The organism is Microbacterium sp. EST19A (assembly GCF_019969685.1).
Classification (GTDB): Bacteria; Actinomycetota; Actinomycetes; order Actinomycetales; family Microbacteriaceae; genus Microbacterium.
This window is the reverse complement of record NZ_JAHXYZ010000002.1, coordinates 1,445,858-1,461,637: the sequence shown is the minus strand read 5'-3', so window position 1 is coordinate 1,461,637 and position 15,780 is coordinate 1,445,858. Positions and strand designations below refer to the sequence as shown.

Below are 15,780 nucleotides of genomic sequence, written 5' to 3'. Positions count from 1 at the left end.
AGGTGAATCCGGAATATCGGACGGGTACCCTGTGAGCATGGCCACACGCACGCGTCTCGCAGCCGTCCTCTCGTCCCTCGCTGCGATCGCGCTCCTCGCCGCAGGATGCACGTCGACGCCCGGCGCCGAGACGCCGACGAGCTCCCCGGCGCCGAGCGCGAACGCCGGCGACGACACCGGCGACATCGAGGGCGTGCTCCTCGACGAGGGCCGCATGTTCGCCGTCATCACCTGGGGCTCGTCCGGCTGCATCCCGCAGGTCGACGAGGTCTCCGCCGACGGCCAGACCGTGACCCTGAATCTCGTGGACCTCGAGGGCGAGGACGGCGAGGAGAAGGTCTGCACGGCCGACTACGCGCCGCGTGCGAGCGTCGGGGCTCTCCCCGAAGGCGTCGATCCGACGGCCGAGATCACGCTCAACGTCACCTACGGCGACATCGTCGACGATGTCGATCTCGACGGGAACCCCGACTTCGCGGGGAAGCCGGGCAGCTCGACCGAGTATCAGCCCTCGGCCGGATGGTTCGACGACGGCAGCCTGGTGCTGCTCACCTGGGGCTCCTCCTCGTGCGCACCGGTCGTGGAGTCCGTCGAGGGATCCGGCAACGCGGGCACCGTCACCTTCGTCACGGACGCCGAGCAGGTGTGCACGATGGACATGGGCCCCCGGGCGACCATCATCGCCTTCCCCGACGACGATGTGGATGACGACGACTTCACGCTCACCCTGACCGGCGGCGGCCTCGACGGCACCGTGAAGGTGCTCAGCAGCTGACCACCGGCACCCGGGGCTCCGCGGCATCAGAGCATCGACACCGGGTGGCCGGCGGGGAGGGCGAGCAGCAGCGCGCCCGGATCCGCCCGGCAGGTGATGCGCACGGCGTCGCCGAATGCATCGCCGTCGAGCTCGATCGGCGTCGGCCCGGGGGCTGCCGCCTCGGCGGCGACCCCGCGGAAGTAGTGCACCGATGCGTCTCGGCCGCGGCGCTCGAGCACCCGGCGCCCGGCACGGGAACGCCGCAGGACCGAATTGTCCCACCAGATCTTCCGCCAGACGCCGAGCCACCCGAGCACGCCCGTCGGCTGGATGACGGCGACGTCGAGCGTCGAGTCGGTGATGGACGCATCGGGGATGAGCGCGATTCCCGCGGGAAGCGTGCCGCAGTTCGCGAAGAGGATGCTGTGCACCTTCGTCGAGTGCAGGCGTCCTTCGTCGATCTGGTAGACCGCGCGGAACGGCCGGGCGCGCGGAAGTGATCGCGCCGCACCGTCGACATAGGCGATCCAGCCCACCGACTTCTTGAGGTCGGACCGCGTGTTCGCGATCATGTCGGCGTCGAGGCCGATGCCCGCGAGCACCACGAACGCATGCTCCGACTCCCCGCCGTCGGCACGGATCACGCGGGCCCATCCCATGTCGATCGGATGCCGGAAATCGCCGAGCGCTGCCCGGATCATCTCCTCCGGATCTCCGAGCGGGAGGCCCAGATTGCGCGCCAGCAGGTTGCCCGTGCCGCTCGGCAGGATCGCCAGCGGCACCCCGGAGTTCGCGATCGCTTCGGAGACCGCGCGCACGGTGCCGTCGCCGCCGGCGACGAGCACGACGTCCACACCGCGGGCGAGTGCCTGCGCGGTCGCCGCCTGACCGGCATCCTCGATCGTCGTGGGATAGAACGCGGGGTGCTCCCACCCGGCGTCCCGCGACAGATCGCGCACCGCGGCGCGAAGCCGCTTGCCGTCGACCTTGATCGGGTTGTACACGAGCGCCGCCTGGCGGCGGGCGGAATCGCTCGTGGTCATGGCGCTACTCTAAGCCCGGCATCCGCTCGCCCGATCTCCGGCACGACCACCCTCGTGTTTCCGCGCATTACCGCCGGGATCGTGCCGCCCCTGGCTCCGCGGCTAACGTCGGAAGCCATCCCGCATTCCTTGCGCAGCCGTCCCGAATCGGCTGGCCGCGGACGATGGCCGCACTCCCGACGACCCGCCCACTTCGCAGGAGCCCGACATGTCAGACCAGAACCAGACTCAGAACGAGATCGACGCGCACCTGGCCACGCAGAAGTCGCGCCGGCGGCTCTGGCTGATCGGCGGAGCGGTGGCCGTCGTGGCGATCGCCGCCGCGATCGTGATCCCGATCGTCGTGCAGAACTCCGCGCTGGAGGCAGCAGGCGAGGGTGCCGAGGAACTGATCCCGCTGACCATCGCCGACACCGCGCAGAGCGATTTCCAGGACGCGATCATCGAGGTCGGACGCGAGAACGGTCTCGACCTCACGTTCGTGAACTTCGATGACCCGTATCTTCCCAACACCGCTCTCGTCGAGGGCGAGGTCGACGGCAACTCCTTCCAGCACGTCGCCTGGCTCAGCCAGTTCAACAAGGAGAACGACACCGACATCACGCCGGTGTTCTCCACGGTCATCTCGGCCTGGGGCCTGTTCTCGGAAGATCTCGACTCGGCCGACAGCATCCCCGAAGGCGGGAAGATCGCCGTGCCCGACGACCCGGCCAACTTCTCCCGCGCGCTCTTCATCCTGCAGACCGCCGGCGTCATCGAGGTCGACGAGAACGCGGGGGTGTTCCCGACCGAGGAGGACATCACGTCGAACCCGCGCGGAGTCGAACTGGTGCGCATCGCCCACGAGTCCGTGCAGACCAGCTACAGCGACCCGACGATCTCCGCCGTCGTCATCGCCACCGACGACTTCGACCCGGCGCTCGAGATCACGAGCGACGACGCCATCGTGCTCGAGGACTCGTCGGCCACGACGTCGAGCCCGTACGTGATCGTGGTCGCCACGACCGCGGACCGCGCCGACGACCCGGCCTGGGCACTGCTCGAGAAGACGTACCGCGACGAGCGCGTCGTGCAGGCGCTCGAAGAGGAGAAGCGCGGCGAGGCCACGATCGTCGAGCTGCCGGTCGACGACCTGCGCGCGGCGCTCGCCGAGCTCGTCGCGCAGTAGCACCCGCAGTGCGGACAGGCCGCACGATCCGACCGAGGTTCGAATGACAGAGCGCATCCAGCTGTCCGGGGTGTCGAAGGACTACCCCGCGCGGGGCAAGGGCGAGCCCGTGCGAGTGCTGCGCGACGTCGACATCTCGGTGCGCGCCGGCGAGGTCTACGGGCTGATCGGCCGCTCCGGAGCGGGCAAGTCGACACTGCTCCGCATGATCAACGGGCTCGAGGCGCCGACGGAGGGACGCGTTCTCGTGGACGGCGTCGACGTGCAGTCGCTGCCGCCCGCCGAGCTGCGTGCGCTGCGGCACGGCATCGGGATGGTGTTCCAGCAGTTCAACCTCTGGAACTCGCGCACGGTCTTCAGCAACATCGCCACACCTCTCAAGCTCGCGGGGTGGAAGGACGATCAGATCTCGCGGCGGGTGGCCGAACTGCTCGACTTCGTCGGACTCGGCGGAAAGGCGTTCGCACGCCCACGTCAGCTCTCCGGCGGCCAGAAGCAGCGTGTGGGGATCGCCCGCGCGATCGCGGCGAAGCCGTCGGTGCTGCTGGCCGACGAGGCGACGAGCGCCCTCGATCCGCAGACGACGACGGAGATCGTCGACCTGCTCCGCTCGGTGAACCAGGAGTTCGGCATCACGATCGTCGTGGTGACGCACGAGATGGACGTGATGAGCCACCTCGCCGACCGCGTCTCGATCCTCAGCGACGGCGATGTGGTCGAGTCGGGCGACATCCATCAGATCCTGGCCCGTCCGCAGCATCCGGTGACGGCGAACCTCGTCGGGTCGTACACGCGCACGTTCCTGAGCGACGCGCAGCGTGCCGAGCTGGCTTCGAGCTTCACCGGCCGTCGCATCTCGGTGGCGATGGACGGCGCGGTCGCCGAGGGGCCGCTGCTCTCGTCGCTCGCCCGCACCCACGAGGTCGATTTCTCGATCATCCAGGGCGGCGTCGCGCGGGTGAAGAACCTCCCGTACGGCCAGCTCAGCCTGGCGCTGCACGGCGAGGATGCCGCCATCGAGCGGTTCGTCGCCGAGCTCGCGACACGGACCGAGGTGACGACGTGGTGAGATTCGACGTGCTCGAGCTCGACGTGGTGATCCCCAAGGTCGCGCGGGCCCTCGGCGAGACGCTCTTCATGGTCTCGGTCGCGTTCTTCCTCGCCTCGGTGATCGGCCTGATCCTCGGCATCTTCCTGTACGCCACGCGCCCGGGGCAGCTGCTGCACAGCCGTGTCGTGCACACGACCCTGAACATCGTCGTGAACACCCTGCGCCCGATCCCGTTCATCATCCTGCTGATCGCGCTGACTCCGCTCACGCGTGCTCTCATCGGCACGAGCATCGGGCCGGCCGCCGCGATCCTGCCGCTGACGATCGCGGCATCCGTCGGCATCGCCCGCGTCGCCGAGTCGAATCTCGTCGCGGTCGACCCGGGGGTCATCGAGGCCGCGAAGGCCTTCGGCGCCTCGCCCCTGCACATCCTGTTCGGCTTCGTCGTGCGCGAGGCGTTCGGGCCGCTGCTGCTCTCCCTGACGTTCATCTTCGTGGCGCTGATCGACGCGACCGCGGTGGCGGGCGCGGTCGGCGGCGGCGGGCTCGGAAACCTCGCGCTCACCTACGGCTATCAGCGCTTCGACTACGCCGTCATGATCCTCATCATCATCGTGCTGATCGCCCTGGTGCAGCTGGTGCAGTTCATCGGCAATCGGATCGCCAAGCACTTCATCGACGGATGACGGCTGCATCGGCGCCATCACGGAGGATGTATATGTCGTCCTCCTTCCGCCCCTGAACCGATCGGACACCATGACGGACACCGCTCTCACGCCGAGCGCACTGCTGGCCGGGCTCCCCGCGCGCCAGGGCTTCGGCGACGCCACGCTCATCCGCCTCGCGCCCGGCGCCATCGATCTCGGCGGCGGCAACCCGGCGGTGGACCTGCTTCCTCTCGACCTCTACCGGGATGCCTTCCGCGCGGTCTCCGAGGATGCCGGGTTCCCCGCGCTGCTGAAGTACTCCGCGGCACCCGGCCTGGCGGGGCTCCGGTCGGCGATCGCCGACCGTGAAGGGGTTGTCCCGGAGCGGGTCCTCATCACCAACGGCGGCGCGCACGGACTCGCTCTCGCAGCGCTCAGCCTCCTCGATCCCGGCGACCTGATCGTCGTCGACGACCCGGTCTACCCTCTCTTCCTCCGTGCTCTCGATCTGATCGGCGTCGAGGTGGCGCCCCTCGCCGTCACCTCCGACGGCATCGACGTGGACGAACTGGAACGTCGGCTCCGCGCGGGCCTGCGTCCGAAGGCCCTCTTCACCGTGCCGACCTTCCAGAACCCGTCCGGCGTCACGCTCAGCGCCGAGAAGGAGCAGGCGCTCGTCGCCCTCGCCGAGACCTACGGGTTCACGATCATCGCAGACGACCCGTACCGGGAGATCCGGTTCCCCGGCGTCGTCGTCCCGGACCGGCACGCGTTCCGCGCCTCGGACCGGGTCATCGGCGTGAACACCCTCTCGAAGACACTCGGGCCCGGACTGCGGCTGGGGTGGATCGTGGTGCCCGAGGCGATCTCGGAGCGCATCACGTGGCTGCGGAACCGGCTCGACGGCCAGACCAGCGGCGTCGTGCAGGCGGTGGGGGAGCGGATGCTGCGCGACGAGCGTCTGGATCCCTCGATCAGCGCGGCCGCTGCCGTCTACGCCCGCAAGGCCCAGGTGCTCACCGGCGCGCTCCGCGCGGAGTTCGGCGACGATGTCGAGGTCGCCGATCCGCAGGGCGGCTTCTTCGCGTGGGCGAGGCTCGGCGGCGGCGTCGACTACGACCGCGTGTTCGAGGACGCGCAGGATCAGGGCGTCTTCTACCAGCGCGGGGAGTGGTTCGCCGCAGCAGGTGACGGCTTCCCGGGATTCCTCCGCCTGTCGTTCTCGGAAGTCGGGGAAGACGACCTCGTCGAGGGCGTCGCGCGTCTCGGCAAGGCCTGGCGGGGTCTCATCGGGCGCGGCTGACGCCCTGGGCGCGCGCTCTAGACTTGGTGGATGATCGACCTCGCACTCCTCCGCGAAAACCCGGAGCTCGTCCGCCGTTCGCAGGCTGCTCGTGGCAATGACCAGGGCACCGTCGACGCCGCGCTCGAGGCCGATCGATCGCGCCGGGCCGCGCTGACGGCGTTCGAGGAGCTGCGGGCCGAGCAGAACGCGTTCGGCAAGCAGGTTGCGAAGGCGCCGAAAGACGAGAAGGCGGCGCTCGTCGCGCAGGCCAAAGATCTTGCCGAGCGGGTCAAGCAGGCCCAGCTCGCCGCCAACGAGGCCTCGGAGGCGGCATCCGTCGCCCTCGCCCGCATCGAGAACGTCGTGATCGACGGGGTGCCGGCCGGTGGCGAGGCCGACTTCGTCGAGCTGCGTCGCGTCGGCGACGTGCCCGCCTTCGACTTCGAGCCGCGCGACCACCTCGAGCTCGGCGAGCTCCTCGGCGCGATCGACATGGAACGCGGCGCGAAGGTCTCCGGCGCGCGCTTCTACTTCCTCCGCGGCATCGGTGCCCGACTCGAGATAGCCCTGATGAACCTGGCGCTCGACAAGGCGCTGCAGCACGACTTCGTGCCGATGATCACCCCGACGCTCGTACGCCCCGAGATCATGCAGGGCACCGGCTTCCTCGGCGAGCACGCCGACGAGGTCTACCACCTCGACAAGGACGACGACCTGTACCTCGTCGGCACCAGCGAGGTCGCCCTCGCCGGGTACCACAAGGACGAGATCGTCGACCTGACCGACGGCGCCCTCCGCTACGCCGGATGGTCGACCTGCTACCGCCGCGAGGCCGGGTCGCACGGCAAGGACACCCGCGGCATCATCCGCGTGCATCAGTTCAACAAGCTCGAGATGTTCGTCTACACGAACCCGGAGGATGCCGAAGCCGAGCACCTGCGGCTCGTCGCCCTGCAGGAGGAGATGCTGACCTCGCTCGGCCTCTCGTACCGCGTGATCGACGTCGCCGCCGGAGACCTGGGCTCGAGCGCCGCGCGCAAGTACGACATCGAGGCATGGGTGCCGACCCAGGGCGCGTTCCGCGAGCTCACCTCGACCTCGAACTGCACCACGTTCCAGGCCCGTCGGCTCGACGTGCGTCACCGTCCGGCCAGCGACCCTTCGACAGGCTCAGGGACCAAGGACACGAAGACGCAGCACGTGGCGACCCTGAACGGAACGCTCGCCACCACGCGCTGGATCGTCGCGCTGCTCGAGACGCACCAGCAGGCCGACGGGTCGGTACGGGTGCCCGAGGTGCTGCGCCCTTACCTCGGCGGTCTCGACATCATCCGTCCCCTCGGATGGGTCGACGACGCCGAGGCGGCACGGTGACTCGACCCTGGCTCGTCGGTCTCGACGTCGACGGCACGATCCTGCTGCAGGACGAGACCATGAGTCCCGGCGTGCCCGAAGCGATCACTCGTGCCCGGGAGGCCGGGCACGAGGTGACGATCGCCACCGGACGCAGCTGGATGGCCACCCGGCGCTACGTCGAGGAGCTCGGCCTGACCGCGGAGTACGTGGTGTGCTCGAACGGCGCCGTGACGATGCGCCGTGTCGACGGCGAGTGGGAGCGCTGGAACGTCGAGACGTTCGACCCCCGCCCCGTGCTCGCGCTGCTGCAGGAGCGTCTGCCGGAGGCTCGCTACATGGTCGAGCTCGCGTCGGCGCAGCGCCTCTACACGGCCGTGCTCGACGACTGGACCCTCGAGGGCGGACGTCAGGTCGACTTCGACGAGCTCGGCGCCGAGCCGGTGTCGCGCATCGTCGTCGTCTCGCCGGGGCACGATGAGGAGGACTTCCATCGGCTGGTGGCGGATGCCGGGCTCAACGAGGTCTCCTACGCGATCGGCTGGACGGCGTGGCTCGACATCGCTCCGCAGGGCGTGGACAAGGGCACCGCGCTGGAGCAGGTGCGCACCGAGCTCGGTGTCGACGGCGGCCGGGTCTTCGTGGCCGGCGACGGACGCAACGACGTCGGGATGTTCGGCTGGGCACGCTCCCATGGCGGACGCGCGGTGGCGATGGGCCAGGCTCCGGACGAGGTGAAGGATGCCGCGGGCGAGATCACGGACGACGTGGCGGACGGCGGCCTGGCGACCGCTCTCGACACGCTTCCAGCACCCGCCCAGGTCGACGCGTCAGAATAGAACTCGGCTAGACTCACGCGTTGTCGGCAGATTTCGTCTGTCGGGAGGGTTGTCCGAGCGGCCGATGGAGCTGGTCTTGAAAACCAGTGGGCAGAGATGTCTCGTGGGTTCGAATCCCACACCCTCCGCATACTGAACCCGAAAGGCCACGAGTGAGCGAGAACTCCCGACGCCGGCGCACCATCGCGCGGCACGGTCAGCAACGCACCCCCGGGGCCGTCGGCCAACTGATGAAGTTCCTCGCGATCGGCCTCGCCGTCGTCCTCGTCAGCGGTTTCGGCGTCGGCGCCTACATCCTCTACGACTTCTCCAGCACGGTCTCCGCGAACGCGGTCGATCTGGAGGGCCAGGAGCAGCTCCCGCCCGACATCGGAGAGTACAAAGAGGGGTTCAACCTCGTCCTCACCGGCGTCGACACCTGCGAGGAGAAATACAAGGATCTGTTCGGCGACCGTTGCACCGGCCGCGATGCCGGCGGCACGCTGAACGACGTGAACCTGCTGGTGCACGTCTCACAGGAGCCGCGTCGCATCACCGTCGTCAGCTTCCCGCGCGACCTGATGATCCCGATCCCGGAGTGCACCGATGAAGAGGGCAACGTCCACTCGGGCATGAGCAAGCAGCCGCTGAACGTCGCCTATTCCGATGCGGGCCTGAACTGCGTCGCGAAGACGATCGGCCAGCTCACGGGTCAGGAGATCCAGTTCGCGGCCTCCGTCACCTTCGGCGGAGTGATCGAGATCACGAACGCGATCGGCGGCGTCGAGGTATGCCTCGCGAACCCGATCAAGGACCGCTACACGGGCCTCGACATGGAGGCCGGTCAGCACTACCTGCAGGGTCTGCAGGCCCTGCAGTTCCTGCGCACCCGCCACGGCGTCGGTGACGGCAGCGACCTCGGCCGTATCGGCAACCAGCAGCAGTACATGTCGAGCCTGGCCCGCGCGCTGATCAGCGGTGAGACGCTCGGCAACGTACCCGTCATGCTGAAGCTCGCCAACATCGGCCTCAACAACCTCGAGACCAGCACGTCGCTGGCCGACCCGATGAAGATCGTGCAGATCGCCCTGGCCGTGAAGTCCGTGCCGTTCGAGGACATCGTCTTCCTGCAGTATCCGACGGTCGGCGACAGCGCCGATCCCAACAAGGTGGTGCCGAACCAGCAGGCGGCGGGCATCATGTGGGACGCGATCGAGGCGAACGCGCAGCTGCAGATCACGCACCAGAACAACAGCAACGACGGCGTGGTCGTCCAGGAGCCCACGGCGCCGGTCGAGGGTGCCACCCCGGATCCGAATGCCACGCCCTCGGACGTCGTCGCTCTTCCCGATTCGATCAAGGGCAACTCCGCCGCGCAGCAGACCTGCTCCAACGGCAACGTCCGCTAGGCGGTCGTTGCAGCGCTCTGCAGACCGCTTGCGCGATCTTGCAAGAACTTGCGTACACTGACTCCATGTCGAAACGACTCGCCGAGGTGGCGCGCAAGGTCGGAGTGAGCGAGGCCACGGTCAGTCGCGTGCTGAACGACAAGCCCGGCGTCTCGGATGCGACCCGTCAGGCGGTGCTCACCGCCCTCGACGTGCTGGGGTACGAGCGGCCGACGAAGCTGCGGGGCGAGCGGGCGCGCCTGGTCGGTCTCGTGCTGCCCGAGCTGCAGAACCCGATCTTCCCCGCCTTCGCCGAGATCGTCGGCGGCGCCCTGACGCAGAACGGGTACACCCCGCTGCTGTGCACGCAGAATGCGGGCGGGGTGACCGAGTCGGACTACATCGACCTGCTCCTCGCGCAGCAGGTCTCGGGCGTCATCTTCCTCGGCGGGAACTACACGCAGGCGGATGCCGCGCATCAGCACTACGAGCGGCTCCGCCAGGTGAACCTGCCCACGGTGCTCGTCAACGCCCGCGTCCCGGAACTGCAGTTCGCGACCGTGTCGACCGACGACTCCGCCGCCGCCGAGCAGGCCGTGCTGCACGTGCACCAGCTGGGTCACCGGCGGATCGGCCTGCTGCTCGGACCCGGCGATCACGTGCCGTCGCAGCGCAAGCTCGATTCGGCGCGCCGGCTGCTCGAGCGGCTCGGCTCCCCGCTCTCCGACGACCTCGTGATCCGCGGCATGTACTCGCTCGAGTCCGGTCAGGCGGGGGCGGCACGGCTCTTCGAGGCAGGCGCCACGGCGATCGTGTGCGCCAGCGACCCGATGGCCCTCGGCGCCGTACGCGCGGCGCGGCGCGCAGGGCTCTCGGTGCCGGGAGATGTGAGCGTGGTCGGCTTCGACGACTCCGCGCTGATGAGCTGCACCGAGCCGCCCCTCACGACCGTGCGTCAGCCGATCGAGTCGATGGGGAGAGCGGTGATCGCGCTGCTGCTCGCCCAGATCGCCGGCACGGCCCAGCCGATCGACGAGCTCCTCTTCGAGCCCGAGCTCGTCCTGCGGGCGTCCACGGGCCCGCTCGCCTGACGCCTCGACCTCCCGGCATCCGCCGAGCTCTTTCACGCGCACTGCAAGGATCGCAAAATTGCGACAACTTGTTTAGTTCTTGCATCAATCGCGAAGTAAAGCTACATTCAGGACATCGCCACTGACGACGAGGAGTTCCGTGGACACCGATGTTCTGCGCAGCACCGCACCCGCGCCTGCACGCACCCTGACCATGCCGGCGGATGAGGGATGGTGGCGCACCGCCGTGATCTACCAGATCTACGTACGCAGCTTCGCGGACGGCAACGGCGACGGCATCGGCGACCTCGCGGGCGTGCGGTCCCGTCTCGGCTACCTCAAGAGCCTCGGGGTCGACGCGCTGTGGTTCAACCCCTGGTACCTGAGCCCGCTCGCCGACGGCGGCTACGACGTGCAGGACTACCGCGACATCGACCCGCGGTTCGGCACGCTCGACGAGGCGGAGCAACTCATCGCCGAGGCTCTGGCGCTCGGAATCCGCACGATCGTGGACATCGTCCCCAACCACATCTCGGATCAGCACGACTGGTTCCGGCGCGCACTCGCCGCAGGCCCCGGGAGTCCCGAGCGCGAGCGATTCTGGTTCCACCCCGGCCGCGGGGAGGACGGCGACGGCATCCCGACCAACTGGGTCTCCAGCTTCCAGGGCGAGACCTGGACGCGCACGCGCAACGCCGACGGCACTCCCGGCGAGTGGTACCTGCACCTCTTCACGCCCGAGCAGCCGGACCTCAACTGGAACCATCCCGACGTGCGTCGCGAGCATGAGGACGTGCTGCGGTTCTGGTTCGACCGCGGCGTCGCCGGCGTGCGCATCGACTCCGCGGCGCTGCCGGTGAAGGATCCGGCGCTCCCGGATCTGCCTCCCGGCAGCGCCCCGGTCACCGGTCACCCGCACATCGACCGCGACGAGCTGCACGACATCTACCGCGACTGGCGCGCCGTCGCCGACGAGTACGACGGAGAGCGCGTGCTCGTGGGAGAGGTGTGGCTCGAGGACGCCGAGCGCTTCGCCCGCTACCTGCGGCCCGGCGAGATGCACACGGCCTTCAACTTCGGTTTCATGGCGCAGCCCTGGAGCGCGCAGGCCATGCGCGACTCGATCACCCGCACGCTCGCCGAGCACGCGCCGGTGGGGGCGCCCGCGACCTGGGTGCTCTCGAACCACGATGTCACCCGCCCGGCGACGCGCTACGGTCGCGCCGATTCGTCGTTCGCCTTCGATCGCAAGCGCTTCGGCACCCCGACGGACGCCGCGCGCGGCGGGAAGCGGGCGCGTGCCGCCGCGCTGCTCGTCGCGGCCCTCCCCGGCAGCCTGTACATCTACCAGGGCGACGAACTGGGCCTGCCCGAGGTGGAGCTGCCTCTGGACGTGATCGAGGACCCCATGCACTTCCGCTCCGGCGGGGTCGACCCGGGGCGGGACGGATGCCGCGTGCCGCTGCCCTGGTCGGGCGCCTCGAGCCCGTACGGCTTCGGCGGGACGCCGTGGCTGCCGCAGCCGGAGGACTGGGCGCCCCTTGCCGTCGACGCGCAGGAGCACGATCCGGCGTCCACCCTGAACCTCTACCGCGACGCGATCGCTCTGCGCCGCGATGTCGAAGACCTCGCCGACGGCGGATTCTCCTGGCTGGAGCTCGGCGCCGACGTGCTGGCCTTCCGCCGCGGAGACGGGGTGCTCAGCATCACGAACCTCGGTCCGACGGCGGTGCCGCTGCCCGCGCACCACGAGGTCCTGCTCGCCAGCACGCCGCTCGACGGCTCGCTGCCCCCCGACTCCACCGCCTGGCTCGCCCTGCGCGCCCTGCCGGAGCGCTCCCGCGGAGCGAAGCACTGAAACCCTGCACGACCCGATCAGCAATCACATGGAAGGAAAGACGATGAAGTCACCGAAGAGGACCCTGGTCGCCGGCGTCGCCGTGCTGGCGACGGTCGGCGCTCTCGCCGGCTGCTCCGCCGGGGGAGACGAGGGGAGCGCGAGCGGCAAGACCGAGCTGCGCGTCGCGACGTTCCCGCCCGGCGCCGATGCCGCGGCCTACGACGCGTTCGCGGCCCAGGAGAAGCAGTTCGAGAAGGAGCATCCCGACATCGACATCATCGGCGTCGAGTACGAATGGGAGGGACCGACGTTCGCCGTGCAGCTCGCCGGCGGCAGCCTGCCCGACGTCTTCACCGTGCCGTTCACCGACTCCAAGACGCTTCTCGAGAACGGGCAGCTCATGGACGTCACCGACGCGATCGATGAGCTCGGCTACACCGACAAGTTCAACCCGATCATCCTCGACGGCGTCACGGGCGACGACGGCAAGCTCTACGGGTTCCCGCGCCAGGCGTACGCCGCGGCGCTCCACTACAACCGCGACCTGTTCGAGCAGGCCGGCCTCGATCCCGACAACCCGCCGCAGACGTGGGAGGAGATCCGCGAGGCCGCCAAGGCGATCACGGATGCCACCGGCAAGGCCGGCTATGCGCAGATGGCGATCAACAACACCGGCGGCTGGCAGCTCACGTCGCAGACCGTCGCCCGCGGCGGGCGCACGCAGACCGACAACGGCGACGGCACGGCGGAGTCGACGATCGACAACGACGCGACGAAGGAGGCGCTGCAGTTCCTGCATGACGTGAAGTGGGAGGACGGCTCGTTCGGTTCGAAGGTCGACCTCGACTGGGGCTCGATCAACCAGGAGTTCGCCGCGGGCAACATCGGCATGTACACGTCGGGCTCCGACATCTACACGGCGCTGGTGCGCGACTTCGGGATGGACTCCGCGATCTACGGCATGACCGTCGTGCCGCTCGAGGGCGACGACCCCGGCACGCTCGGCGGTGGCGACATCGCCGTGATGAGTCCGACCATCGACGAGAAGACGAAGGCGGCAGGTGTCGAGTGGATCGACTGGTACTACATGCAGAAGCTCATGGACGAGGATGCCGCGGTGCTCGACGCGAAGACGCTCGACGAGTCGGGCCAGGCCGTCGGCACCCCGCTGCTGCCGGTGCTCAGCCGTGAACTCTACGACGAGTCGCAGGAGTGGATCGCCGACTACATCAACGTCCCGGTCGATCAGATGAAGCCGTTCAGCGACCGCATCTGGGACCAGACGCCGGTCGGCGAGCCGAAGGTGAAGACCCAGGAGGTCTACTCGCTGCTCGACTCCGTGGTGCAGACCGTGCTCACCGACCAGAACGCCGACATCGACGCTCTCCTCGCTCAGGTGCAGACCGACGCGCAGGCGAAGCTCGACGAGTAGTCGATGACGATGACGCTCTCCGAACAGCGGGCGGCGGTGGAGGATTCTCCGCCGCCCGCTGTGCGCCGACCCCGCCGCCGCTCGCCGCTCACGTGGTACCGCGGCGGCGGGCTGGCGAACCTCGTGTTCGTCCTGCCGATGCTGTTCGTCTTCGTGTTCTTCTCCTGGTCGCCGATCGTGCAGTCCGTGATCATGAGCCTGCAGAAGACGAACCTGATCGTCGCGGAATGGGTCGGCTTCGACAACTACCTCGCGGTGATCGGCGATCCCGAGCTCGGCAGGGCCGTGATCAACACGCTCTGGTTCGCGGTGCTCGCGCTGCTCTTCGGGTTCCCGCTGCCGCTGCTGATGGCGGTGCTGATGAGCGAGGTGCGTCGGGGGAAGGGGCTGTACTCCGCCCTCGCCTATCTCCCGGTCGTCATCCCGCCCGTCGTCGCGGTACTGCTGTGGAAGTTCTTCTACAGCGCCGACCCGTCCGGTGTCTTCAACACGGTGCTCGGCTGGGTGGGGATCCCGCCTCAGCCGTGGATCCAGGATGCCGTGCAGGCCATGCCCTCGCTCGTGCTCGAGGCGACCTGGGCCGGGGCCGGCGGCTCGATCATCATCTACCTCGCCGCGCTGCTGGGCGTCCCGCCCGAGCTGTACGACGCCGCCGAGGTCGACGGAGCCGGCATCTGGAAGAAGATCTGGCACGTCACGCTGCCGCAGCTGCGCGGCATCCTCTTCATCATGCTGATCCTGCAGGTCATCGCGACCGCGCAGGTGTTCCTCGAGCCGTTCCTGTTCACCGGCGGCGGCCCTGCCGGTGCCACGAAGACCGTGCTGCTGTACATCTACGACAAGGCGTTCCGCAACAGCCTGGGCGGCGACTACGGCGAGGCGACGGCCGTCTCGGTGCTGCTGGCGATCGTGCTGGCCGTCCTGTCCTGGCTCTACTTCAAGCTGACCGACCGATGGAGCACGACATGAGCCTCACGACCCGTCTCTCGACGCGGGCGGCGGAGCGCGCCGCCGAACGCGCCGCCGACCAGGTGGGCGATCGCACGGTCATCTCGGATTCGGAGCGGAGGCGTCCCGGCATCCGCATCGGGATGTCGATCACGCACCTGTTCCTCGCGGTCGGTCTGGTCGTCGCCGGGCTCGGTCCGATCCTCTGGCTGGCGAAGTCGGCGGTCACGCCCACGCAGGACACGCTGCAGCAGCCGTTCGCGCTCTGGCCGAACGGGATCGACTGGGCGAACCTGTCGACCGCGTGGAACGACATCCACATCGACCAGTACTTCCTGAACACGGTCATCATCGCCCTCGGCGCGTGGTTCGTGCAGCTGTTCATCGCGACGACCGCGGGTTACGCGCTGTCGGTGCTGCAGCCGCGGTACGCGCCGCTGCTGAACGCGCTCGTGCTGGCCACGCTGTTCATCCCCGGCATCGTGCTGCTGGTGCCGCTGTACCTGACGATCGTGCATCCGCCACTGCTGGGCGATGTCAGCCTGCTCAACAACTACCTCGCGGTGTGGTTGCCGATGGGGGCGAACGCGTTCAACATCCTGCTGGTGAAGAGGTTCTTCGACTCGCTGCCGCGCGAGGTCTTCGAGGCGGCCCGCACCGACGGCGCCGGGCCCTTCCGCCTGTTCTGGTCGATCGTGTTGCCGATGTCGAAGCCGATCCTCGGCGTGGTCTCGGTGTTCGCCATCATCGCCGCGTGGAAGGACTACCTCTGGCCGATGCTGGTGCTGCCGGATCCCGCCGTGCAGCCGCTGTCGGTGCGGCTCCCCGCCGTGCAGTCGCAGACCGAGCTCGACGTGTTCCTCGCGGCGCTCGCGATCGCGACGCTCATCCCGATCGGCATGTTCCTGCTGTTCCAGTCGGTGTTCCTGCGCTCGGCCGGGCTGGGGGGAGCCGTCAAGGGCTAACGCTGTCTTGCCGGG

At 68.9% G+C, this 15,780-nt stretch carries 14 protein-coding genes and 1 tRNA gene; 14 read left to right on the top strand and 1 reads right to left on the bottom strand.

Going from position 1 to position 15,780, the window contains the following annotated elements:
• Positions 1-37: 37 nt before the first annotated feature.
• Entirely contained in the window at positions 38-775 is a 738-nt protein-coding gene (locus LC452_RS17085; protein ID WP_223627409.1) for a hypothetical protein, read from the top strand.
• Between the two features lie 26 nt (positions 776-801).
• Here LC452_RS17085 and LC452_RS17080 read toward each other — a convergent pair whose 3' ends face one another.
• The gene (locus LC452_RS17080; RefSeq protein WP_223627407.1) at positions 802-1,800 is read right to left on the bottom strand and encodes a diacylglycerol kinase family protein; all 999 of its coding nucleotides are present in this window, start codon (positions 1,798-1,800) and stop codon (positions 802-804) included.
• Positions 1,801-2,008: 208 nt separating this feature from the next.
• Between LC452_RS17080 and LC452_RS17075 the strand changes: the two genes are divergently transcribed.
• From LC452_RS17075 to LC452_RS17015, 13 genes are all read left to right on the top strand, one after another.
• Positions 2,009-2,968, top strand: a complete 960-nt coding sequence (locus LC452_RS17075) for a MetQ/NlpA family ABC transporter substrate-binding protein (RefSeq protein WP_223627405.1) — start codon at positions 2,009-2,011, stop codon at positions 2,966-2,968.
• A gap of 43 nt (positions 2,969-3,011) precedes the next feature.
• Positions 3,012-4,037, top strand: coding sequence for a methionine ABC transporter ATP-binding protein (locus LC452_RS17070; protein ID WP_223627403.1), 1,026 nt, complete (start codon positions 3,012-3,014; stop codon positions 4,035-4,037).
• Complete coding sequence (locus LC452_RS17065) at positions 4,031-4,705, top strand: methionine ABC transporter permease (protein ID WP_308116483.1); 675 nt, start codon at positions 4,031-4,033, stop codon at positions 4,703-4,705. The genes LC452_RS17070 and LC452_RS17065 overlap by 7 nt, the downstream gene beginning before the upstream one ends.
• A gap of 70 nt (positions 4,706-4,775) precedes the next feature.
• Positions 4,776-5,969 (top strand): PLP-dependent aminotransferase family protein, encoded by a 1,194-nt coding sequence (locus LC452_RS17060; RefSeq protein ID WP_223627402.1) that lies wholly within the window; start codon positions 4,776-4,778, stop codon positions 5,967-5,969.
• 30 nt (positions 5,970-5,999) lie between these two features.
• Complete coding sequence (gene serS, locus LC452_RS17055; RefSeq protein ID WP_223627400.1) at positions 6,000-7,325, top strand: serine--tRNA ligase; 1,326 nt, start codon at positions 6,000-6,002, stop codon at positions 7,323-7,325.
• Complete coding sequence (locus LC452_RS17050; RefSeq protein WP_223627398.1) at positions 7,322-8,143, top strand: HAD family hydrolase; 822 nt, start codon at positions 7,322-7,324, stop codon at positions 8,141-8,143. The genes serS and LC452_RS17050 overlap by 4 nt, the downstream gene beginning before the upstream one ends.
• A gap of 43 nt (positions 8,144-8,186) precedes the next feature.
• Positions 8,187-8,271, top strand: a tRNA-Ser gene (locus LC452_RS17045).
• A 24-nt stretch (positions 8,272-8,295) separates the two neighbouring features.
• Positions 8,296-9,531 carry an LCP family protein gene (locus LC452_RS17040; RefSeq protein WP_223627396.1) on the top strand — a complete coding sequence of 412 codons (1,236 nt, stop codon included), beginning with the start codon at positions 8,296-8,298 and terminating at the stop codon, positions 9,529-9,531.
• Positions 9,532-9,596: 65 nt separating this feature from the next.
• Complete coding sequence (locus LC452_RS17035; RefSeq protein WP_223627394.1) at positions 9,597-10,601, top strand: LacI family DNA-binding transcriptional regulator; 1,005 nt, start codon at positions 9,597-9,599, stop codon at positions 10,599-10,601.
• A gap of 193 nt (positions 10,602-10,794) precedes the next feature.
• Positions 10,795-12,438: a glycoside hydrolase family 13 protein gene (locus LC452_RS17030; RefSeq protein WP_223627711.1), complete on the top strand. Its 1,644-nt coding sequence runs from the start codon at positions 10,795-10,797 to the stop codon at positions 12,436-12,438.
• A 43-nt stretch (positions 12,439-12,481) separates the two neighbouring features.
• Entirely contained in the window at positions 12,482-13,852 is a 1,371-nt protein-coding gene (locus LC452_RS17025) for an ABC transporter substrate-binding protein (protein WP_223627392.1), read from the top strand.
• Positions 13,853-13,855: 3 nt separating this feature from the next.
• Entirely contained in the window at positions 13,856-14,821 is a 966-nt protein-coding gene (locus tag LC452_RS17020; protein ID WP_223627390.1) for a carbohydrate ABC transporter permease, read from the top strand.
• Positions 14,818-15,765 (top strand): carbohydrate ABC transporter permease, encoded by a 948-nt coding sequence (locus tag LC452_RS17015; RefSeq protein ID WP_223627388.1) that lies wholly within the window; start codon positions 14,818-14,820, stop codon positions 15,763-15,765. The genes LC452_RS17020 and LC452_RS17015 overlap by 4 nt, the downstream gene beginning before the upstream one ends.
• Positions 15,766-15,780: the final 15 nt, after the last annotated feature.